The following is a 20,242-nucleotide window of genomic DNA, read 5'->3' as shown; positions in this document are numbered from 1 at the left end:
ATGGATGTGGGACGAGCGCAGCGGACGATCCCGGCCAGGACTTGGTTCCGCGGCGCTCATCGAGACAACGGACCGGACGGGCGTTTATTCCGACGGCATTCAAGCTTTGGCGAACGCGGCCGATAGTGGCGCGCTCGACCCGGCGGAATCCCGAGGGGACACGCGTGCGGTCCGATCCTTCGTTCACGAACCAACCCGCGGCAGCGGTCCCGAACGGGACGCCCGCGCCACCAGCCTTCGGAGATCGCATGCAGTCCTTCCTGACCTCTACTCGCCGCACCGACGCAGCCATCGCGGCCGCAAGCGCGGCCGTGCTGGCCGCCGCCAGCCTGTGCAGCCCGGCGGCCCTCGCCGCGAACAGCTTCCAACTGGCCACCGGCGCCGACTATTCCTCCGGCGACTTCGGCGGCCCGACCACGACCGATGTGCTGGTGGTGCCGCTGTCGGCCCGTCTGCGCCTCGGCGACTGGTCGTTCCGCGCCACCGTGCCGTACCTGACCGTGCGCGGCCCGGCCGATGTCACCATCTTCGTCGACGACAACGGCGGCTCGAACAGCGGGTCCAGCGGCAGTTCCGGCAGCTCCGGATCGTCCGGCGGCTCCGGCGGTTCGGGCGGCGGCGGCAGCGACGACAACGGCGGCGGCAACTCGTTTCCCGACAACCGCAGCGTGTCGGGCATCGGCGATGCCACGCTGTCGGTGACGCGCTCGTTCAACGCGATCGGCGGCTCGCCGGTCTATCTCGATGTGGTCGGTCGCGTGAAGTTCGCGACCGGCAAGGCCAGCGATGGTCTAGGGGTCGGCGCCACCGACTATCAGGCCGGCTCGGAGATCGGCTACGTCGGCCGCGCCGGCGGGCTGTATGTCAGCGGCGCCCGCCGTTTCCTCGGCAGCACTGCGACCCTGCAGCGCCGCGATGGCTGGCAGTGGAGCGGCGGCGGCTGGCTGAACCTCGGCTCGGCGGTCGAATTGGGCGCGCTGTACAACTGGCGCCAGGCGGCGGTGCCGCTGGGTGTCGACAGCCGCAACGTCGAGATCAACCTCGGCGTGCTGATCGGCAAGGCCTGGCAGACCAGCCTGTTCGCCAGCCGCGGCCTGTCGAACGGCAGCCCGGACTATGCGGCCGGCTTCAGCCTGTCGTGGCAATACCGGCTCTGATCGACGCGGCGCAAGCCCCGGCGCCGCGCGCGGATTCAGCGCGCGGGGTCCGGGCGCCAGCGGCTGGCGATGCGGGCCTGCTCGTCGGCCGCTTCCAGCACCGGCGCGCTGCCGAGCTGGTTCATCAGCGCGTCGATCCGCGGGCTGGCCCCGGCTGGACGCAGGCTGCCGGCGTCACTCGCCTGCTCGTCGAGCGCCAGCACCTGCCATCCGTCGCCGGCGGTGCAGGCCAGGCCTTCGCGGTGATGGGCCGCGGTCTGCTGCTCGAACACGCGGCACCAGCGGCCATCGTCGGCCCTGAAGCTCAGCACCAGCCGGGTGCTGGCATCGCCATCGCGCCGGCTGCCACCGCTCGGAAGCTGGTCGAGGGCGGCGGTCAGCGCCGGGTCGAGGCCGGTCACCGCGACTTCCCGGTTCAGCACCAGTACGCCAACCGCGAGTGCCGCGAGGCCGGCGGCGAGCGCCATCAAGGTTTGCGGCCGGCGCTGCCGGGCCGCGCGGCGCGGGGCTTCCGGCCGGGCACGGGGGGCGTCCGGCGCATGGCGCAGGATGCGCGCGGCCAGCGGATCGTCCTGACCGGACGCGGCGATCGGAAACGCAGCGCGCAGCCGGGCATCGGCCAGGCGCATGCGTTCCAGGCGCAGGCGCGCGCCGGCATCGGCCGCCAGCGCCGCCTCGAACGCCGGTACCTGCGCAGCGTCGAGTTCGCCATCGAGATAGGCGGACAGCGTCTCGTCATTCAGTTCGATCATCGGTTCCATTGCCGCCTTACTCCCGGTTGTCAGCGACCTGCCTTCAGCGGCACCACGGTACTGCCGCCGAGCCGCTCGGCCATCCGTGCGCGGGCGCGCGACAGCCGGCTCATCACCGTGCCGATCGGCACGTCGAGCGTCTCGGCCGCCTGCTGGTACGACAGGCCATCGAGCACGACCAAGGTCAGCACCACGCGCTGGTCCTCTGGCAGGCCGTTCATCGCGGCGCGGGCCTCGTCCCACTGGATCCGGTTCAGATTGACCTCGCGTCCGTCTTCGCCCATGACTTCGGTGACATCGTCCAGTGGTTCCGCGCGGCGCCGATGCGCCCGCAGTTCGTCGCGCCACAGGTTCTGCACGATGCGGTACATCCAGCTGTCCAGCGCGGTGCCCGGTTCCCAGGCATCGGCATGGCGCAGCGCCCGTTCGACGGCGCCCTGCACCAGATCGTCGGCGTCGTGCGCGGTGGTGCTCAAGGTCAGCGCAAAACGGCGCAGACGCGGCAACAAACCCACCAGCTGGACCCGGAAATCGGACATGCGCACTACCTGTGGCTCGACGGGACAACGAACGACGCGGCAGTTTATTCCCGCGCTGCCTGACGATTGGTCGAGGACCCCTGCATGAACAAGTTTTCACGCCCGTTCGGCCGCTGCGCGATCGCGCTGCTCGCCGCGACCGCCATCCCGCTGACCTCGCCGCCGGCCCGGGCGGACCGCGACATCCGCGAGGATCGCGAGCTTCGAACCGGCGGCGGCAGCGAGCGCAGCCGTGACGACAGCCGCGATCGCGAGTCCCGACGCACGGCCGACGAGGCCGCCCGGCGCAGCCGGGACAGCGGCGGCGATACCCGACGGTCCGCCGAATCGGCCGGCAAGGCCTCCGGAGGCGGCTCCGCGAAGGCCGACGCCGCCCAGAAGGACGGCCAAAAGGACGCCCAGAACGAAGCCCAGAAGAACGACGCCAAGCGCGCCGAAGACGCCGCCAAGGCCGACGCCGACAGCCGCAAGGAAGCGGCGAAGATCGCCGAGGATGCCGCCAAGGCGCAGGCCGACGCCGAGGAAGATGCCGCCAAGGACGCCGAAGACGCGTCACGGGAAGCGGCGAAGGAACGGATCGAATCGGCCGGCCGCGATGGCGGCGAGCGTTACCTCGTCGAGCGCGGTCTCGATGGCCGCGAGCGGCTGCCGGGCGAAGTGCTGGTGATCGATCGCAGCGAAGCCGCCGCCGCCGTGCGCGCCGCCGGCTACACCGTGCGCAACGCGCAATCGTTCGGCGCGGGCCGCGAAGCGCTGCTGCGCGTGGCGGTCCCGGCCGGCCAGAACATCGAGAAGACGGTCGAGCGCCTGCAGCTGCTGCGGCCGACGGCCAGTGTCGCGCCGAATCACATCTTCCGGCCGTCGCAGGCGGGCGCGTCGGCGGCCGCGGTGGCGCCGGCGCTGCCGAACGCGGCGGCCGGCGCGACGCAGAGCGCGGCCGAGGTGCGGCGCGCGATCGGCATCCTCGATACCGGAGTCGACACCCGCACGCCGGGGCTGGCGCGCGCCGTGGTCCGGCGACAGGCCTTCGCCGGCGCGACCTACATCCCGCGCGCGCACGGCACGCTGGTGGCCGAGCGGGCGATGCGGCAGGGCGCGCCGCTCGCGGTCGCCGATGTCTTCGGCGCCGATGGCGACAACCGTCTGGTCGCGCCGACCGATGCCGTCGCCGGCGCCATCGCCTGGCTGATGGCCGAGCGCGTGCCGGTGATCAACATCAGCATCGAAGGGCCGGACAACGCGGTGATGGCGCTGCTGGTGCGGCGTGCGATCGAAAGCGGCATCACCGTGGTCGCCGCCGCCGGCAACAGCGGCCCGGCCGCCGCGCCGGTCTATCCGGCCGCGTATCCCGGCGTCATCGCGGTGACCGCGATCAACGACCGCGACGAGGTCTACCGGCGCGCCAACCGCGGCGACTACATCAGCTTCGCCGCACCGGGCGTCAATGTCGTCAGCCAGGCCGGCTCGTACGATTCGCAGCCGGTGTCCGGCACCTCGTTCGCGGCGTCGGAAGTGGCCGCGGTGATTGCCGATCGCCTGACCCGCCCGCGTGCCGATGGCCGCATGCCGCCGCCGAACGTGGTGCTGGCCGAACTGCGCCACGCCGCCCGCGATCTCGGCCCGACCGGCCGCGATCCGGTCTACGGCTGGGGCGCGATTCCGCTCGACCCGGCGCCTGCCGTCGCGCGACCCGGGGCATCATCGCCCTAGACCTTTCTCCGCGATCCCGAAGCGGATGACCCCGCTCGCCCCGCAGGCGACTTTTCCCGGCGCCACCGCCGCTGCCGGCGACGCGCTCCGCGTTGCCGGCGAAACGCTGCTGCCGCTGGCCGACCGCGCGCTGCTGTGGCCGCGGCAGCGCTGCCTGATCGTCGCCGACGTGCATCTGGGCAAGGCGGCCGCGTTCCGCCGCGCCGGCGTGCCGGTGCCGAGCGGCGCGACGCGGACCGATCTCGACCGGCTCGACCGCCTGCTGCGCGCGCATGACGTGCAGCGTCTGGTGATCCTCGGCGACCTGTTCCACACCGCGCTGACCGCGAGCGAACCGGCGATCGCCGCGATCGAAGCGTTCCGGCAGGCGCATCCGCAGCTCGAAATCCGCGCCATCGTCGGCAATCACGATCGCCAGATCGAGCGCCTGCCGGCCGCGTGGCGGATCGACTGGATCGCTGGCCAGCAGCATCAGCCGCCGTTCGTGTTCGCGCACGAGCCGGCGAGCGACGCCCGCGGCTTCGTGCTGGCCGGGCACCTGCACCCTGTGGTGCGGCTGCGTTCGCGGCGCGACTCGGCGCGACTGCCGGTGTTCTGGTTCCGCCACGCCGAGCGCATCGGCGTGCTGCCGTCGTTCGGCAGCTTCACCGGCGGCTGGCCGGTGGTGCCGGCAGGCACGGACACGGTGATCGCGGTCACGCCGGACGGCGTGGTTCGGCTACAGTCCGGCGATTCCTTCGAGGCACCCGCGCCATGCATGTCCTGATCACCGGCGGTACCGGCTTCATCGGCCGCGAGCTGGCCGCTTCGCTGCTGTCCGATGGCCACGCCGTCACCGTGCTGACGCGCGAAATCACCTCGGCCGGCAACCGCGTGCCGAACGGCGCGAAAGCGATCCGCGATCTGGCCAAGGCCGAGCCGGTCGATGCCGTGGTCAATCTCGCCGGCGCCAGCCTCGGCGGCGCGCGCTGGAACGCCGTCACCAAGATGGGCTTCCGCACGTCGCGCATCGACACCACGCGGCGGCTGGTCGAGTGGATCAGCCGCCTGCCGGTGAAGCCGAAGGTGCTGGTGTCCGGCTCGGCGATCGGCTGGTACGGCCCGCATGGCGATGAAAAGCTGACCGAACGCGAGCCGGCCGGCGACGACTTCTCCGCCACGCTGTGCCGGGACTGGGAGGCCGAGGCCGAGAAGGCCGCGGCCCTCGGCGTGCGCGTCTGCACGCTCCGCACCGGCATCGTGCTCGGGCCGGATGGCCCGGCCGGTGGCGGCGCGCTGGCGCAGATGCTGCCGGCGTTCCGCCTCGGCGGCGGCGGGCCGATGGGCTCCGGCAAGCAGTGGATGAGCTGGGTGCACCGGGCCGATCTGGTCGCGCTGATCCGCTTCCTGATCGAGCGCGACGTTGCCGCCGGCCCGTACAACGGCACCGCGCCGGAACCGGTGACCAATGCCGAGTTCGCGAAGACGCTCGGCCGCGTGCTGAGCCGCCCGGCGTTCCTGCCGATGCCGGGTTTCGCGCTGAAGATGATCGTCGGCGAAATGGCCGAAATCCTGCTGACCGGGCAACGGGTGATTCCGCAGGCGGCGCTCGATCAGGGCTTCGCGTTCCGCTTCCCGACGCTCGACGCGGCGCTGCGCGATGTCCTCGGCCGAGCGGCCTGATCAGCGCCCGCCGACCGGGCCACGGATGGCCGCCGTCCGTCCGTCCCGCATCGCCGTCCGGGATCGCCTGTCGATAATGGCATCGACCTCCTCTATCGAAAACGCCTCCTCGTGATCGAGTCCGGCGATGCCGCAGTGACCAGCGAAATCAGCGCGCGCTTTCGGGCGTTCACCGAAAGCGAAAACCAGCGGATGCTGCGCGCGTCGTACCTGAGCGGCTGCCTGATGTTCGCGCTCGCACTGCTGGCCGAGCATTTCCTGTTCGAAGGGCGCTTCGCGTGGTCTGCGGTCAATGGCGCCGTCGGCTTCGTGCTGCTGCAGTGCGTGGTGCTGACCATCCGCATGGTGCGCGGTGCGCCAGCGCCCGGCGAGCACCTGCGCGGCCTTCTGGTCGCGGTCAACGGGCTGATGTGGGTGGTGCTGAGCGCGCTGCACACCCTGCCCGGCGACAACGAGCCGTACATGCAGGAATTCGTCATCGTGCAGCTGGCGTTCTGCTACCTGTTCGCCGGGCTCACGCAGCGCACGGCCGCGGTGGCCGGGCTGGTGATCGGCATGGGGCTGCCACTGGCGATCTCGATGACGGCGGGTGCCAGCACCGTCGCCATCGCCCGGGCGGCGTTCGTGATGGCCGCGATCAATGCCATCGGCCTTGCCGGCCGCTACTGGATCAACCTGTCGCAGCGCACGCAGTTCGTCGCGCAGCTGACGCTGAAGACCCTGGCCACGACCGATTCGCTGACCGGGCTCGCCAATCGCCGCGGCATGCATCAGGGCCTTGAAGCCGCGATCCACATTGCCTGGCGCGAAAGCCAGCATCTGGCCGTGATGATGCTCGATCTCGACAAGTTCAAGCCGATCAACGACGCCTTCGGCCACGAGGCCGGCGATGCCGCGCTGTGCGAAGTCGGGCGGCGGCTGCAGTCGGTCGCGCGGCGCAGCACCGATGTCGTGGCCCGACTCGGCGGCGACGAGTTCGCGGTGATCTGCGTGGCGCCGGAGATCGAGGATCTGTACCGCATCGCCGAGTCGCTGCACGAGGCCACGCGCGACATCTCGCTGCAGTTCGGCGAAGGCGCGGCCGGCGTCGCCCGCACCTCGGCCTCGCTCGGCGTGATGATCGTGCGCCGTCCCGGCCCCTGGCTGCAGCAGGACGAGCTGATCCAGCGGGCCGATGCGCTGTCGATGCTGGTCAAGCGCATCGGCGGCAGCCAGATGGTGGTGCGCGAGTGGTCGGAAGCGCTGCATCGGCGGCGGCTGCGCAGCGTCGGCGGTACGGTGACGGCGTCGAAACCGTTGTCGGATCGGGCCGCGCCGTCCGACGGCAATGGCGACGGCGGTCTCGCCGCTTGACGACGTCGCGCCGCGATCAGCGCGGCCGAAGCTGGCGCGCGGCGGCCAGACCGAGCAGCGCCAGCGCCACGATGGTGAACGGAATGGTGCTCGCGCCGATCAGGTAGCCGAGCATGCCGGCCGCATCGGCCTCGCCGAGTCGCGTGCTGCCGGCTGACAGCGCACGGTTGCTCGAGACGTTGGCCAGGTGGAAGAACACGGTATTGCCCCAGCCGGTCCAGACCAACCCGCCGACGATCCAGCGCTGCGCGCTCGGACCGGGTGCCGTCGGCACCAGTGCCAGGCCGCCGAGCATCATCAGCATGCCGTTGAGCACGCCGGCGACATGCGCGACACGCCAGCCGTGCTCGCTGCCGGGCACCGGCAGGTGGATCGGCAAGGTCAGCGGCCAGACATGCCAGGCGTCGAGAATCGAGAACACCAGCCCGAAGCCGGAGACCAGCCCGATCACGCCGATCGCAGCCCCATGCATCAGCAGGATCAGACGGCCGCGCTCGGCAGGTGTCAGCAGGGCTGGGCTCATGACGACGATGGCGGCTCGGGGCGCAGCGAACGCCACGCGATCAGCGCGAGGATCGCCATGACGATCAGGATGCCGATGTAGAACAGCCCGAACGCGATGTTGTTGGTCAGTACCGAATTGGCGGCCAGCCCGCGGCTGTCGGGAAACAGCGCATCGCACATCGAGCCTGCCACGAGCGTCCATCCGGTGACGATGATCCCCCACGTGATGCGACGCAGGCCGGCGATGGTGAACGGCAGATGCGGCAGCAGTGCGGCGATCAACCAGATGATCGAGCCGTTCATCAGCGCTTCCAGATGCGACATGCGCCAGGCCTTGTAGCTGCCGGGCATCTGGAAGTCGATCACGCCCGGAAACGGCCACAGCTTGATCGCGCCGATCAGGTGGAACAGGAAGCCGAAGCCGATCACGCCGCCGGTGAAGAGCAGCAGGGCGCCGTGGCCGATCAGCAGGCGGCGCAGCGGCTTCAGGTCATCCGTCGGCGTCACGCAGGCAGCCCGTCGGGGGCAATCGATGCTCGGCTTGCAAACGGCACCGGGATGTCCGGATGCCGGGTGTCGAGCAGCGGTACCTGGTCGTCGCCGGTGGCGGCATGGCCGGCGATCCAGTCATCGACCCAGACCGGATTCGCTTCCTCGCGGGGATCGTGGCCGGGCAGCATGGCGCGCAGCAGGTACGGGCCGACGTGGCGAACGAAGCTGCCAAGGCGGCGGGCGAGCCGCAGGCGCGACGACAGCCGGTACCACAGGCCTTCTTTCTTCAGGATCAACCGGTAGCCGCGCATCGAATACCACATCACGTCGAGCGAGCCGTGCAGCACGCCGCGCGCACGCACCAGATAGCTGCCGAGGCCACCGCCGTACAGCGCCTGATAGACGTCGTGGGCCACGCACTTGTGCTCGGATTCCTCGACGAAGTGCCAGAGGATGAACGAGGCCACGCGGGTATCGGAGCCGCCAAACAACTGCTGCCGGGATTCCACCAGCCAGCGGGTGACGCCGAGGGTCATCGCTTCGAAGCCGGCGGTGTAGGCCATGCGCGTGCGCAGCGAGCGCTTGGCCAGCCGCGCGTAAGACGCGGCCATGTCGGCTTCGATCTCCGTCAGCTCCGGATAACGGCTGCGCTTCAGCAGCTCGTTGAAGCGGCGATGCGCCTGATAGTGATGCTGTTCCTGCGTGTTGAACGCGCGGCCGCTGTCGGCCACTTCCGGGTCGCCGATCTGCGGCAGCGCTTCGCGCACGGTGCGGATCAGGAACGGCTCCAGATACGGCATCACCAGCGAGGCGCCGTTGACCATCGCCGAGAACTCGGGATCGTCCGGCTTCCACTGCGGGTTCAGGTCATCGGGGAATTCGAACGGGATGCGTCTTGGCGTCGGCTGAGGGATCGGATGGGCGGCGGCCGGCGGTGTCAGGGTTTGCGACATGGAGGCTCTCCTCGTTGACGGATGCGCGCCGTGTGGCCGGCGTCTCGTCGAAATGTTCAAGTCCGGCCCGCAGGCAGCGGATCAGGGTCGGGACCAGCACCGGCAGGTCGCGGCCCATGACGAACTGGCCGGCGACCTGCAGCGAGACCAGGCCATGCGCGCCAATCCAGAACAGGTGCGCGGCGGTCAGCGGATCAACCCGGTCCGGCAGCTGGCCGCAGGCCTGGCCGGCGGCGATCGCCTGTCGGCAGACATCCAGCGCGTCGCGGCGCGCGGCTTTCAGCTCGATCGAGCGGCGGGCGATGTCGGTGTCGTCGAGCTTGAAGAACATCAGCGCGTAGCGATCCGGCCGCTCGATGCCGCTGCGGATGTAGGCCGCGGCCAGCGCTTCGAGCTGCGCTTCGGGATCGTCGATCCCGGCGATGGCGTCGCGCATCGCCTGCTCGATCCAGCGGAACGCGCGCGCCCGCAGCGCGTTGACCAGCTCATCCTTGTCGGCGAAGTAGCGGTACGGCGCCGAGTAGCTCAGGTCCATCTCGGTGGCCAGCCGGCGGAAGCTCAGCGCTTCCAGACCGCCGTGCTTCTCGAACACCGCCATCGCGCTGTCGAGAATGTCGTCGCGCTTCTTCGCGCGCACGTCGTCGGACTGTCGGTTTCGAGCCATGCCCACATGCTGACGCTGTTAACGTAACAGTGTCAACAGTTATCGCTCGCAATCGAAGCGGGCGATCGCGCCGGCCTCGTGTCAGTGCGGCCCGCCGCGATATTTCTTCTCGCCGGCGGTCACGGCGATCTTCAGGCGGTTTTCCTTCGGCGCGAGCGGGCAAGTGGTGTACGGCGTGAACGCGCACGGCGGGTTGCGCGCCAGGTTGAAATCGAGCGTCACCCGACCGTCCTTCGGCGGCTCGGCGTTGAGGAAACGCGCGCCGCCGTAGGTCTCGCGAGCGCTGGTGCGATCGGCCATCACGAAGAACAGCCCCGGTTCGGAGCCATCCGGAATCGGCGTCAGCTCGAAGGTCTGGCCGTTGCGTTCGAACACGGCCTTGCCCAGCACCTTCTCGACCGTGACCTGCCCGATCTGATTCGTCACTTTCAGCTCGCGCGGCGGATCGAACGGCACCCAGCGCGCGGTCACCTGCCACGACGGGTCGATCGGGAAATACTCGATGCCGGTGAAGTTGCGCAGGATCTCGGAGTCCGGATCGAACACGCGCAGCGCACGCCGGTCCCCGCGTTCGATCAGATGGAAGTTCGTGCTGCCGAAGCGCACCTGGGTCGGCGGCCGGTCTTCGTGGATGTCGCTGACCAGCACCGCGCTGGTCTTCGCGTCGCCGTCGATCGTCGCGTTCGCCTCCGGCAGCAGGGTCAGCCGCACCTCGCCGTTCGGGGTCCAGTCGACGCTGCCGAGATGCGCCGGCCCCTTGGCCAGCACCACGGCATTGTCGGCGGCGCTGCCGACGGTGCTGACGCCCGGCACCAGCCAGTGCCGGCCAATCAGCGCCAGCCAGGCGTCCGGCTGCTTGAGCTGGGTTTCGCGGTCCGCCCGCAGTTTCTCGATCTGCTGGCGGTACGCGGTATCGGTCGCTGCGGGCGCGGCCGCGACGGGACCGGCGGTCAGGGTGACGATCGCCGCACAGGCGAGGGTCAGGGCAAGCGGTGTCAGGCGCATCGAAAGGCTCCGGGAAGGGCCGATGGATCGGCCGATGGACCCCGAAAGCATCGTCCGGCCCGCCGCCGGCTGCCAATACCGTTTGGCGCTGTCGTGAATCCTCAGACCAGCGTGCGGCGCAGCCCCTCGGCCTCGCGCCGGATCGCGGCCACCGCATCGGGCTTCAGCCGCTCGAGGTTGCGCACCTGCATCACCAGCCGGGGATGGCCGGCGAAGCGCTCGCGGTGGCGATCTAGGAAATCCCAGTACAGGGTCGTGAACGGACAGGCCTTTGGGCCGGTGCTCACCGCAGGGTCGAAGCGGCAGCCCTTGCAGTAGTTCGTCATCTTGTCGATGTACTTGCCGCTGGCGATGTACGGCTTGGAGCCCATCAGGCCACCGTCGGCGAACTGGCTCATGCCGATGGTGTTCGGCACTTCGACCCACTCCACGGCGTCGACATAGACCGCGAGATACCAGGCGTGCACCGCCTTTGGCTTCACCCCGAACAGCAGCGCGAACAGGCCGGTGATCATCAGCCGCTGGATGTGATGCGCGTAGCCGTGGGCCAGCGTGTCGCGCACGACATGCTTCAGGCAGTTCATCTCGGTATCGCCGGTCCAGTACAGCTTCGGCAGATCCTGCTGCGCGTCGAGCGCGTTGTCGTCGAGGTACTGCGGCATGTGCCACCAGTACAGGCCGCGCACGTACTCGCGCCAGCCGATGATCTGCCGCACGAAGCCCTCGACACTGGCAATCGGCGCCTGCTTCGCGTGATACGCCGCAATCGCCGCGTCGATCACCTCGCGCGGGTTCAGCAGCTTCAGGTTCATCGCCGCGGACAGCCGCGAGTGATACAGCAGCGGCTCGGTATCCCACACCGCGTCCTCGAACGGCCCGAACGGCCCGAGGCGATGCGCGATGAAATCCTCAAGCGCGATCAGGGCATCGGCCCGCGTCACCGGCCAGTCGAAATGCTGCAGCTCGCCGGGATGATCGGCATAGCGCTCGGCGACCATCGCCAGCACCTCGGCAGTGAGCGCATCGGGCAGGAAGCGCGCGGGCTTCGGTACGAAACCCGGCCCGTTCTTGCCGAAGGCCTCGCGGTTGTCGTGGTCGTAGTTCCACTCGCCGCCCTCGGGCTGACCATCGGCGTCCATCAGCACGCCGGTGCGGCTACGAACGGCGCGATAGAAATGCTCCATCCGCGGCTGCTTGCGGGCGCCCATCCACGCCGTGAACTCGGCCACGGTGGTGATGAAGTGCCGATCGATCCGCACTTCCAGCGGCCGCTGGGCCTCCGCGCAGACCCGCTCGAGATCACGTGCCAGCCGCCATTCGCCCGGCTCGACCACGACCACGCCTTTCGGCTTCCGGGCCGCAATCGACTCGGCCAACGCGTCCGCCAGCGTGGCATGGGGATGCGTGCCGGTGGCGTGGTAGTCCACCGTCCAGCCACGCGCCGTCAGCACGTCGCGGAAATGCCGCATCGCCGACAGGAAGATCGCGATGCGCGTCTTGTGGCTCCAGACATAGGTGGCCTCCGACGGCGCTTCGCACATCCAGACGCGGTCCTGCGCCGGGTCGAAGCCATCGAAGGCGGCGGATGCTTCGTCCAGTTGGTCACCGAGGACGACGACGAGGTTTCGCATGGCAGGCAAGGGCGCAATTCAAGTGATCGGGCGCCGACCTCGCGCAGCCGCCGGATGGCGCGCAGCGAACGGTCGACTGGGCAGAATTTGTGCGGCTCGCGCGGCGGCCACGCCGGGCGACGCGCGCCAGCGCAGACAGCTCAGCGCTCAGACCGGCGGCGACTTCGCACTGCCCCGCCGCGCGCGGCAGGCGTCGGAACAGTAGCGCACCTCATCCCACACCTTCTCCCACTTCTTGCGCCACGCGAACGGCCGCTGGCAGACGACGCAGGTCTTCTCGGGCAGATGCCGCTTGCGGTGAACCATCGGACGCGCAGGGATGGCAGGGACCGGACGCATTGTGCCCGAGGTGGTGGCGTGGACGGGCGCGGGTGTGATCGCGTGCGTTGTGATCAAGCCCACAGTCGCCGTTGCTGCAACGTGATCGCGACCTGGCCGTGATCCGGTGCTTCCGTGATCATCGCTGGCACGGTGCCAGCCGGCACCCTTCAAGCGTCGACCCACGATCCCCGATGACCCGTCCCGACGGCCTTTACGACTTGCTGCTGACCGAGCATCTGCAACAGCAGATCCATGCCGAGCACGCGGAGCTGAAGGCGCTGCGCGAGCACGCGGCGGAATGGCTCGGGGATGTCATCGGCCGCCAGCTGCGCGCCGTGCTCGACGAACTGCCGGGCGACGGCGACGACAAGCTTCAGGCACAGCTGGCGCTGACCAATGACACGCTGGTCGCGATTCGTGATCGGTTGGCCGCTGCGGCGAGCACGCGCGATGCCGCCAGTCTGGTGGATCCGGTGGTGTCACCGGGCGCGGTGCTGAAATCGATCCGGCGCGATCGCCAGTTTCCGCAAGCGCCGGCGCTGGGTCTGGCGTTGCCGTGGCTGTTCACGGCCGGCAAGGGTTCGCCGTCGCTGCTGCAGGAATTGCGGCATGAACTGGCCAGCGCCGATCACGTCGACATTCTCGTCAGCTTCATCACCGTGTCCGGTGTGCGCAAGCTGGTCGACGTCTTGCAGCAGATCACGGCGGTATCGGCCAACGGCCGGGCGGCGACCCGGCTGCGGATTCTGACCACGACCTATACCGGCGCCACCGACGCGCAGGCGCTCGACACGCTGGCGCAGCTTCCGGGTTGCGAAGTGCGGGTATCGCTCGATGGTCGCCGCACCCGCCTGCACGCCAAGGCCTGGCTGTTCCGGCGCGCAACGGGATTCGGCTCGGCGTATGTCGGCAGCGCCAATCTGTCGGGCGCAGCCATGACGGGCGGGCTGGAGTGGACGGTCAAGTTCACCGAGCGCGCGCAGGCGGCCCTGTTCGATCGCGCGGCCGCGCATTACGAGACGTTGTGGGCCGATCCCGAGTTCGAGCCTTACGACCCGGCGAACGACGCGCATCGCACGCGCTTGCGGGCGGCCTTGCGCGCGGAGTCCGGCAGTGATCGCCCGGATGTCGACGCGCCGCAGCACTTCTTCGAACTGAACCCGAAGGTCTACCAGCAGGACATGCTGGATCAGCTGGCCGCTGAGCGGCGACTTGGCCGGCTGCGCAACCTGGTGGTCGCGGCGACCGGCACCGGCAAGACCATGATTGCCGCGTTCGATTACCGCCGAAGTTGCGCGTTGGCAGGCGGACAGCCCCGGCTGCTGTTCGTCGCGCACCGCCGGGAAATCCTCGTGCAGGCGCGCCGCAGCTTTCGCGAAGTGCTGCGCGATCCGCAGTTTGGCGAACTGCTGCACGGCGGTGAAGCGCCTGCGCGGCACGACCATCTGTTCGCGACGGTCGAGACCGTCAACAGTCGCGATCTGATCGCGCGCTTCGGCGCGGATTACTGGCATACCGTGGTCATCGACGAATGCCACCACATCGTCGCCACCGGCTTCGATCGTCTGGCGCGCGCCGTGCAGCCACGCGTGCTGCTCGGCCTGACGGCAACCCCGGAACGCCACGATGGACAGTTGCTGGCGCCGTACTTCGACATGAAGCCGGACGGCAGCCCCGCCGTCGAAATGCGCCTGTGGCACGCGCTCGATCAGCAGTTGCTGGCGCCATTCGAGTACTACGCCTGCGATGACGACACTGATTTCTCCAGCGTGCCGTGGGACCGCGCCGGCGAACGCGACGCACTCGACAGGCTGATCAGCGCCAATGACGTTCGTGCTCGGTTGGTGGTCAACGAATGGCGGCGCCTGACCGCCGACCCGCGCCGTTCCAGGGCGCTGGTGTTCTGCGTTTCCGTCGCCCATGCCGAGTTCATGGCGGCTCGATTGAATGCGGCGGGGCTGCCAGCCGCCTGCGTCGTCGGCAGCAGCGATCCGGAACTGCGTCGCCGCGCGCCGCAGCAGTTGGCCAACGGCGAGCTGTGCGCGATCGTCACCGTTGATCTGTACAACGAAGGCATCGACCTGCCGATGGTCGATACCTTGCTGCTGCTGCGCCCGACGCAGAGCCCGGTGCTGTTCCAGCAGCAGATCGGCCGCGGCTTGCGCCTGTCGCCGCAGACGCAGAAGGAAAGCTGCCTCGTGCTCGATTTCGTGGGTCAGCATCGGGTCGATTTCCGCTTCGATCGCCTGCTCGGCAGCCTGACCGGTCTCACGCGCGCCGCGCTACAAGACAGCGTCGAGCATGGCTTCGGCAGCTTGCCGCCCGGTTGCCACATTCACCTGCAACGCCAGACGCGCGAGCAGGTGCTGGCGGCGCTGCGGGGCTTGAGTCGGCAATCGTGGCGACGCCTGCAGAATGAACTGGCAAGTTGGGTCGCGTTGCGCGGCCGACAGCATCCGACGCTGGGCTCGTTTCTGCACGATCAGGCGCTGACCGTGGACGAGGTGTATCGCAGCGGCGCGACCAACGGCCCGCACAGCGGCTGGACCAGCCTCAAGCGCGAGGTCGGACTGCTGCTATCCGAGCCTGGCCCGGAAGAGGCGTACTTCAGCCGCCGTTTCGCCGCACTACTGCATGTCGACGACCCGATCCGCCTCGATGGCTTTGCGCAGATTGCCGCTCGCCGTTCAGCAGAGGGTGTCGATCCGGCGGTTGCCCAGATGCTGGCGTACCAGATCGACAGTCAGCACACGCAAACCGGCGATCCGGCTGCGTTTGCTCAGCGGCTCGCGGGAAATCCCGCGGTCGCGAGCGATCTGCTCGAACTGGTCGATCTGCTGCAGTCGCGCTCAAGTCTTGCAGTCACTCCGATCCCTGGGCTTGAAGACCTGCCGCTATGCCTGCACGCCGCCTACGGCATCCGCGAAATCCTGACCGCCGTCGGCTGGCTCACCAGCGCGCAGCGCACCCCGTTTCAGGCTGGCTTGCTCGCGCTGCCGTCGCGGCGCACGGAACTGCTGTTCGTCACCATCGACAAGTCGCAGGGCTACCACGCGGGCGTTCGCTATCACGACTACGCGATCAGCCCGGATCGCTTTCACTGGCAAACCCAGAACAGCGCAGGGCCGGATACACCGGTCGGCCGCCGCTACCTCGAAAGCCCCGGCAATGGTTGGCAGTACCAACTCTTCGTCCGCGAAAAGCCGGGCGATCCGTATCGCGCCTGCGGCCCGCTGCAGCTCGAAAGCTGCGAAGGCGACCGGCCGATGACCTTGGTCTGGCGGCTGCAAATCCCGCTGCCCGCGCGATTGTTCAGCGCCTATTCTTTGTTGAAAGGCAACTGACACCACGCGCAATCGGGACCGTCCGTAGTATCCTTGCAGCCTCCGCGCCCGTAGCTCAGCTGGATAGAGTACTTCCCTCCGAAGGAAGGGGTCAGAGGTTCGAATCCTCTCGGGCGCACCAAATCAATGACTTAGAGCCCGCCTCGGTTAATCCGTCGCGGGCTTTTTGCTGTCCATTGGCCTGACGCTCAGCTTGTCGCTGCCATTGAAGGTCTGGCGGGCAGAGAACAAGGCCCCCGGCGTAGAGCGGCAGCATCGGTCAACGGCAATGGACAACGCTGTTGCGGGCGGGTACACGGAATGAAACGCACTTGCCCGGTGATCCCGATGCCTCTCTTGCTGCGAACCCTGATGCTGTGCCTGCTGCTCGGGATCGGCCCAGACGGGGCGGCGGCGCCGTCGCCGCTGTTGGCACAAGCGGCCAGCCGGCAATGGATGCACGGTGCCGAGAATTGCTCGATTGATCGCAATCCGGCGTTCGAGGTTTTTCAAGCCGATGCGGACACTTACATTCTTCGTCAGAACAAGTGCCTGCATTTCGAAGCGCCGTTCATTTATGTGCTGTTCGGCGCGCACACGGTGTTCGTGCAGGACACCGGCGGCAAAGTCGATGGTCCTGCGACGGCGTTGCTGGACACGTTGCGTGGATTGATCGAACAACGTGCCCGAAACAGTGCGTCTGCCTCTCCCGCGATGCTGGTCGCGCATTCGCACAGCCACCGGGATCACACCGGCGGCGATGCGCAGTTCAGGAATCGCCCCGATGTCACCTTGGTAGAGCCGCAGCGCGAAGCCATCATCCGGCAGTTCAAGCTGAGCAACTGGCCGCAGGGCAGCGCCACGCTGGATCTTGGCGGGCGCATGTTGCAGTTGCTTCCAACGCCCGGCCATCAGGACGAGAGCCTGACGGTCTTTGACGAGCGCACCGGATGGTTGCTGACCGGGGATACCGTGTACCCCGGTCTGGTGCTGGTCCAGCACTGGCCCAGCTACGTGTCGTCGGTGCAGGGGCTCGCGGCGTTTGCGCGCCAGCATCGGGTGAGTTTCCTGATGGGGACCCACATCGAAATGTCGCGTGGGGGCAAGTTGTACCCGGTCGGCACGACCTATCAGCCGGAAGAAGCGGGGCTTGGGCTGCAGGTAGCCGATCTGTTCGAGCTTGATCGACGCCTGCAGCAGACGCGGAACAATGCGGCGGAGATCGTGCTCGACCGGCTGGTTGTGCAACCGATCGGGCCGGTACGCAAGGCGCTGGGGGCTGTCCTCAAGGCGCTCGGCGTCTGAAGCCGATGGACGAGCCGCTTGCTCCGCCCCTCAAAACACCTTCCGCTTCTTCAGCAGATACAGCAGCCCCAGCCCCAGCGTGGCGATGACGCCAAGCACGATGAAGTAGCCGTAGCGGGTGTGCAGCTCGGGCATGTTGTCGAAGTTCATGCCGTAGATGCCGGTGATCAGGGTCATCGGGAAGAAGATGATCGAGACGGCGGTCAGCGTGCGGACGATTTCGTTGGTGCGGTGGCTCATCGAGGCGAAGTGCAGCTGCACGGCGACTTCGACGTCTTTCTGCAGCGCGTCGCCATGGGTCTGGACGCGGGTCAGGTGTTCGACCAGATCATCCAGCCGCACGCGCTGGTTTTCGGTCAGCTCCACGCGCATGCGGCGGCGCCAGGTGCCGATGGTCTGCAGGTTGTGTTCGCACAGCAGTTCGAACTGGTGCGCCTGCTTGCGGTAGTCGAGCAGCTCCTGCCAGTCGTCGAACGGGTCTTTCGGGTCCAGCAGCGCGTCCTGCAGCTTTTCCAGCCGATCTTCCAGTTCATCGACGATGGTCAGGTAGCGGTCGACCATGATGTCGAGAATGCTGTGGACCAGCCCGATCGGCGTGGACGGAAAACGCAGCCGGGTTTCGCAGAATTTTTCCTTCACCTTCTGGAACGACACGTTTTCGGCGGCGTGTACGGTGATCAGCAGCCGGTCGAACATGAAGAACGCGGCGGACTTGGTGACGATCAGGTGCTGCGACGATTCGCAGTCTTCCGGGGTCAGGCCCTGGAAGATCAGCATGTCGTAGTCCTCGGTGCCGTCGAAGTACGACGGGTGATCGCCGTTGAAGCTGTCGCTGATGTGGGCGTCGTGGACTTTCTCGCCGCTGAGCCGTTCGGCCCACTGCGGCCATTCGAGGGCATCGCTCCGCGTGAAGTCGAGCCAGATGAAGCCTTCGTCCGGCAGGCGATCGACACTGTCGAGGCGCTTCGGCACCTCGCCCTGACGGTTCAGCTGGTAGATCTGCATGGAGATTCCTGTCGCGCCGGCGCCGGGCCGGCCGCGGTGATCGGGAGGTTGCGGGTGGCGCGGGAGGCCGCGCTCGCGATCGGACGCGGTTACTCGACGCCCTTGTCCGGATCGATGGTCTTCATCTGCCTGAAGAAGTCGCGCAGCGCCTCGTCCAGGCGCGGCCGCAGCTGCGCCGGGTCATCGACGCCGTAGCGCTCGACCGACTTGATCGGCAGCCAGGCGCGCACCGGATACGGCTTGCCGCCACTGACCGCCTTGGTCAGCTGCACGCGGTGGAAGTAGATCATCTGGCCTTCGATCTTCGATGGCAGTGCGCGGGTGTAGACGTAGACCTTGATATTCGGGTCTTCCGGGATGTTCTGGCCGATCTCGCCGGCAATGGCGTTGACGGCCGCGCGTACGGCTTCTTCGCTGATCTGCGGGTTCTCGCTCTTGACCTTCAGCTCGAACGCGGCGGCCGGGCCGGCGGTGACGACGGCGAGGGACATCGAGAGTGCGGCAAGGCGGCGGGACGGGAGCATTGTGAAATCCTCGTGAAGAAGGCTTGCGTCTTCAGACTGCGGCGAATGCCAATGGTGCCCGGATGCCGCGTGACCGGCCTGCCGGCCGCGCCAAAAAGAAACCCGGCCCGCGCGCGAGGCGACGGGCCGGGTCGGTCCGCTCGCGGCGGCCTTACTTCAGCAGGTCTTCAACGGCGGCGCGTTCTTCACGCAGCTCGTTCTCGGTGACCGTCATGCGGCTGCGCGAGAAGTCGTCGACCGACAGGCCCTGCACGATCTCGTAGTCGCCGTCCTTGCAGATGCACGGGTAGCCATAAACGATGCCCGGCGCGATGCCGTAGCTGCCGTCCGACGGCACGCCCATCGACACGATCTTGCCGTTCGAGCCGAGCGCCCAGTCGCGCATGTGGTCGACGGCGGCGGACGCGGCCGAGGCGGCCGACGACAGGCCGCGCGCCTTGATGATCGCAGCACCCCGCTGCTGCACGACCGGGATGAAGTCCTTTTCCAGCCATTCCTGGGTGACCAGATCCTTGGCCTTCTTGCCGCCGATCGTCGTGTGGCTGACGTCCGGGTACTGGGTCGAGCTGTGGTTGCCCCAGATGATGACGTTGTCGATGTCGTTGCCATGGACGCCGGTCTTCGACGCCAGCTGGCTGATCGCGCGGTTGTGGTCGAGGCGAACCATCGCGTGCACCTGGCGCGGGTTCAGTCCTTCCTTCGAGCCGGCGGTGGCGGCGATCAGCGCGTTGGTGTTGGCCGGGTTGCCGACCACCAGCACCTTGACGTTCTTCGAGGCCTTGGTCGCCAGCGCTTTGCCCTGCGGGCCGAAGATACCGCCGTTGGCGGTCAGCAGATCCTTGCGCTCCATGCCCGGGCCGCGCGGGCGGGCGCCGACGAGCAGCGCGTAGTCGGTGCCTTCGAAGCCGGTCTGCGGGTCGGAGTGCAGCTCGATGCCGGCGACCAGCGGAAACGCGCAGTCTTCGACTTCCATGATCGTGCCCTTCAGCTTCTCGAGCACTTCCGGCACCGGCACTTCGATCAGCTGCAGGATCACCGGCTGGTCCGGGCCGAGCATCGAGCCCGAGGCGACCCGGAAAATGAGCGAGTAGGCAATCTGGCCGGCGGCGCCGGTGATGGCGACCTTGACGGGCTTCTTCATGGATGTTTTCCAGTTATTCGTGGGTGAGGGGGTGCGGCGTGCTTTTTGGGCGCCGAATTATGCCGCTGTTGACCCGGCCGGGGCGACCGGCAGGTGATTTCAACGCGTCCGGCGAACCGTCTTGTTGGACGTTCGCCAGGTTTTCCGGGCTGCTGGCGGCGATTTTCAGCTGCCGCCCGGCACCCTCCGCCGGAAACAGGC

19 protein-coding genes and 1 tRNA gene are annotated in these 20,242 nt (G+C 68.2%); 8 read left to right on the top strand and 12 right to left on the bottom strand.

Annotation, left to right across the window (positions count from 1 at the left end):
- Positions 1–248 precede the first annotated feature (248 nt).
- The gene (locus QZ951_RS10225; protein WP_293000465.1) at positions 249–1,157 is read left to right on the top strand and encodes a hypothetical protein; all 909 of its coding nucleotides are present in this window, start codon (positions 249–251) and stop codon (positions 1,155–1,157) included.
- A gap of 35 nt (positions 1,158–1,192) precedes the next feature.
- Here QZ951_RS10225 and QZ951_RS10220 read toward each other — a convergent pair whose 3' ends face one another.
- Together QZ951_RS10220 and QZ951_RS10215 are read right to left on the bottom strand one after the other, a co-directional pair.
- Positions 1,193–1,918, bottom strand: coding sequence for a hypothetical protein (locus tag QZ951_RS10220; RefSeq protein WP_293000464.1), 726 nt, complete (start codon positions 1,916–1,918; stop codon positions 1,193–1,195).
- A gap of 20 nt (positions 1,919–1,938) precedes the next feature.
- The gene (locus tag QZ951_RS10215; RefSeq protein WP_293000463.1) at positions 1,939–2,448 is read right to left on the bottom strand and encodes an RNA polymerase sigma factor; all 510 of its coding nucleotides are present in this window, start codon (positions 2,446–2,448) and stop codon (positions 1,939–1,941) included.
- Between the two features lie 84 nt (positions 2,449–2,532).
- Here QZ951_RS10215 and QZ951_RS10210 point away from each other — a divergent pair, with 84 nt between their 5' ends.
- The 4 genes from QZ951_RS10210 to QZ951_RS10195 all read left to right on the top strand — a co-directional run bounded on the left by QZ951_RS10210 (position 2,533) and on the right by QZ951_RS10195 (position 7,173).
- Positions 2,533–4,158 (top strand): S8 family serine peptidase, encoded by a 1,626-nt coding sequence (locus QZ951_RS10210; protein WP_293000462.1) that lies wholly within the window; start codon positions 2,533–2,535, stop codon positions 4,156–4,158.
- 25 nt (positions 4,159–4,183) lie between these two features.
- Positions 4,184–4,924: a ligase-associated DNA damage response endonuclease PdeM gene (gene pdeM, locus QZ951_RS10205; RefSeq protein WP_293000461.1), complete on the top strand. Its 741-nt coding sequence runs from the start codon at positions 4,184–4,186 to the stop codon at positions 4,922–4,924.
- Positions 4,912–5,820, top strand: coding sequence for a TIGR01777 family oxidoreductase (locus tag QZ951_RS10200; protein ID WP_293000460.1), 909 nt, complete (start codon positions 4,912–4,914; stop codon positions 5,818–5,820). Before pdeM ends, QZ951_RS10200 begins: the two co-directional genes overlap by 13 nt.
- A gap of 111 nt (positions 5,821–5,931) precedes the next feature.
- Positions 5,932–7,173 carry a GGDEF domain-containing protein gene (locus QZ951_RS10195; RefSeq protein ID WP_293000459.1) on the top strand — a complete coding sequence of 414 codons (1,242 nt, stop codon included), beginning with the start codon at positions 5,932–5,934 and terminating at the stop codon, positions 7,171–7,173.
- 16 nt (positions 7,174–7,189) lie between these two features.
- Here QZ951_RS10195 and QZ951_RS10190 read toward each other — a convergent pair whose 3' ends face one another.
- The 7 genes from QZ951_RS10190 to QZ951_RS10160 form a co-directional block, all read right to left on the bottom strand.
- Positions 7,190–7,696: a hypothetical protein gene (locus QZ951_RS10190; RefSeq protein WP_293000458.1), complete on the bottom strand. Its 507-nt coding sequence runs from the start codon at positions 7,694–7,696 to the stop codon at positions 7,190–7,192.
- Positions 7,693–8,184: a hypothetical protein gene (locus tag QZ951_RS10185; RefSeq protein ID WP_293000457.1), complete on the bottom strand. Its 492-nt coding sequence runs from the start codon at positions 8,182–8,184 to the stop codon at positions 7,693–7,695. The genes QZ951_RS10190 and QZ951_RS10185 overlap by 4 nt, the downstream gene beginning before the upstream one ends.
- Positions 8,181–9,122 carry a metal-dependent hydrolase gene (locus tag QZ951_RS10180; RefSeq protein ID WP_293000456.1) on the bottom strand — a complete coding sequence of 314 codons (942 nt, stop codon included), beginning with the start codon at positions 9,120–9,122 and terminating at the stop codon, positions 8,181–8,183. The genes QZ951_RS10185 and QZ951_RS10180 overlap by 4 nt, the downstream gene beginning before the upstream one ends.
- Positions 9,037–9,786 carry a TetR/AcrR family transcriptional regulator gene (locus QZ951_RS10175; RefSeq protein ID WP_293000455.1) on the bottom strand — a complete coding sequence of 250 codons (750 nt, stop codon included), beginning with the start codon at positions 9,784–9,786 and terminating at the stop codon, positions 9,037–9,039. The genes QZ951_RS10180 and QZ951_RS10175 overlap by 86 nt, the downstream gene beginning before the upstream one ends.
- Before the next feature lie 81 nt (positions 9,787–9,867).
- Positions 9,868–10,791: a DUF1684 domain-containing protein gene (locus QZ951_RS10170; protein ID WP_293000454.1), complete on the bottom strand. Its 924-nt coding sequence runs from the start codon at positions 10,789–10,791 to the stop codon at positions 9,868–9,870.
- Positions 10,792–10,892: 101 nt separating this feature from the next.
- A complete protein-coding gene (locus QZ951_RS10165) occupies positions 10,893–12,422 on the bottom strand; it encodes a cryptochrome/photolyase family protein (RefSeq protein ID WP_293000453.1) in 1,530 nt (509 codons plus the stop codon).
- A 147-nt stretch (positions 12,423–12,569) separates the two neighbouring features.
- The gene (locus QZ951_RS10160) at positions 12,570–12,728 is read right to left on the bottom strand and encodes a DUF2256 domain-containing protein (RefSeq protein ID WP_293000452.1); all 159 of its coding nucleotides are present in this window, start codon (positions 12,726–12,728) and stop codon (positions 12,570–12,572) included.
- 206 nt (positions 12,729–12,934) lie between these two features.
- Here QZ951_RS10160 and QZ951_RS10155 point away from each other — a divergent pair, with 206 nt between their 5' ends.
- The 3 genes from QZ951_RS10155 (at position 12,935) to QZ951_RS10145 (ending at position 17,371) form a co-directional block, all read left to right on the top strand.
- Positions 12,935–16,087, top strand: coding sequence for a DUF3427 domain-containing protein (locus QZ951_RS10155; RefSeq protein ID WP_293000451.1), 3,153 nt, complete (start codon positions 12,935–12,937; stop codon positions 16,085–16,087).
- Between the two features lie 44 nt (positions 16,088–16,131).
- Positions 16,132–16,208: transfer RNA gene (locus QZ951_RS10150), tRNA-Arg, on the top strand.
- A gap of 206 nt (positions 16,209–16,414) precedes the next feature.
- Positions 16,415–17,371, top strand: coding sequence for an MBL fold metallo-hydrolase (locus QZ951_RS10145; protein WP_293000450.1), 957 nt, complete (start codon positions 16,415–16,417; stop codon positions 17,369–17,371).
- 30 nt (positions 17,372–17,401) lie between these two features.
- Here the strand turns inward: QZ951_RS10145 and QZ951_RS10140 are convergent, their stop codons facing one another.
- The 3 genes from QZ951_RS10140 to QZ951_RS10130 form a co-directional block, all read right to left on the bottom strand.
- Positions 17,402–18,376, bottom strand: a complete 975-nt coding sequence (locus QZ951_RS10140; RefSeq protein WP_293000449.1) for a magnesium transporter CorA family protein — start codon at positions 18,374–18,376, stop codon at positions 17,402–17,404.
- Positions 18,377–18,465: 89 nt separating this feature from the next.
- On the bottom strand, positions 18,466–18,900 hold the full coding sequence (locus QZ951_RS10135; RefSeq protein WP_293000448.1) for a hypothetical protein: 435 nt from the start codon (positions 18,898–18,900) through the stop codon (positions 18,466–18,468).
- 151 nt (positions 18,901–19,051) lie between these two features.
- Entirely contained in the window at positions 19,052–20,041 is a 990-nt protein-coding gene (locus QZ951_RS10130; RefSeq protein WP_293000447.1) for a malate dehydrogenase, read from the bottom strand.
- Between the last annotated feature and the right edge of the window lie 201 nt (positions 20,042–20,242).

Origin of the sequence: Nevskia sp. (genome assembly GCF_021732705.1) — a bacterium.
Lineage (GTDB): Bacteria > Pseudomonadota > Gammaproteobacteria > Nevskiales > Nevskiaceae > Nevskia.
The sequence above is the reverse complement of the archived record's forward strand: the minus strand, read 5'-3'. Positions and strand labels throughout refer to the sequence as shown.

Bases quoted from the DNA above. Each gene is read 5' to 3' on its own strand.
- QZ951_RS10225 (WP_293000465.1), top strand. From the start codon at position 249: ATGCAGTCCTTCCTGACCTCTACTCGCCGCACCGACGCAGCCATCGCG.
- QZ951_RS10220 (WP_293000464.1), bottom strand. From the start codon at position 1,918: ATGGAACCGATGATCGAACTGAATGACGAGACGCTGTCCGCCTATCTC.
- QZ951_RS10215 (WP_293000463.1), bottom strand. From the start codon at position 2,448: ATGTCCGATTTCCGGGTCCAGCTGGTGGGTTTGTTGCCGCGTCTGCGC.
- QZ951_RS10210 (WP_293000462.1), top strand. From the start codon at position 2,533: ATGAACAAGTTTTCACGCCCGTTCGGCCGCTGCGCGATCGCGCTGCTC.
- pdeM (WP_293000461.1), top strand. From the start codon at position 4,184: ATGACCCCGCTCGCCCCGCAGGCGACTTTTCCCGGCGCCACCGCCGCT.
- QZ951_RS10200 (WP_293000460.1), top strand. From the start codon at position 4,912: ATGCATGTCCTGATCACCGGCGGTACCGGCTTCATCGGCCGCGAGCTG.
- QZ951_RS10190 (WP_293000458.1), bottom strand. From the start codon at position 7,696: ATGAGCCCAGCCCTGCTGACACCTGCCGAGCGCGGCCGTCTGATCCTG.
- QZ951_RS10180 (WP_293000456.1), bottom strand. From the start codon at position 9,122: ATGTCGCAAACCCTGACACCGCCGGCCGCCGCCCATCCGATCCCTCAG.
- QZ951_RS10175 (WP_293000455.1), bottom strand. From the start codon at position 9,786: ATGGCTCGAAACCGACAGTCCGACGACGTGCGCGCGAAGAAGCGCGAC.
- QZ951_RS10170 (WP_293000454.1), bottom strand. From the start codon at position 10,791: ATGCGCCTGACACCGCTTGCCCTGACCCTCGCCTGTGCGGCGATCGTC.
- QZ951_RS10165 (WP_293000453.1), bottom strand. From the start codon at position 12,422: ATGCGAAACCTCGTCGTCGTCCTCGGTGACCAACTGGACGAAGCATCC.
- QZ951_RS10160 (WP_293000452.1), bottom strand. From the start codon at position 12,728: ATGGTTCACCGCAAGCGGCATCTGCCCGAGAAGACCTGCGTCGTCTGC.
- QZ951_RS10155 (WP_293000451.1), top strand. From the start codon at position 12,935: ATGACCCGTCCCGACGGCCTTTACGACTTGCTGCTGACCGAGCATCTG.
- QZ951_RS10145 (WP_293000450.1), top strand. From the start codon at position 16,415: ATGCCTCTCTTGCTGCGAACCCTGATGCTGTGCCTGCTGCTCGGGATC.
- QZ951_RS10140 (WP_293000449.1), bottom strand. From the start codon at position 18,376: ATGCAGATCTACCAGCTGAACCGTCAGGGCGAGGTGCCGAAGCGCCTC.
- QZ951_RS10135 (WP_293000448.1), bottom strand. From the start codon at position 18,900: ATGCTCCCGTCCCGCCGCCTTGCCGCACTCTCGATGTCCCTCGCCGTC.
- QZ951_RS10130 (WP_293000447.1), bottom strand. From the start codon at position 20,041: ATGAAGAAGCCCGTCAAGGTCGCCATCACCGGCGCCGCCGGCCAGATT.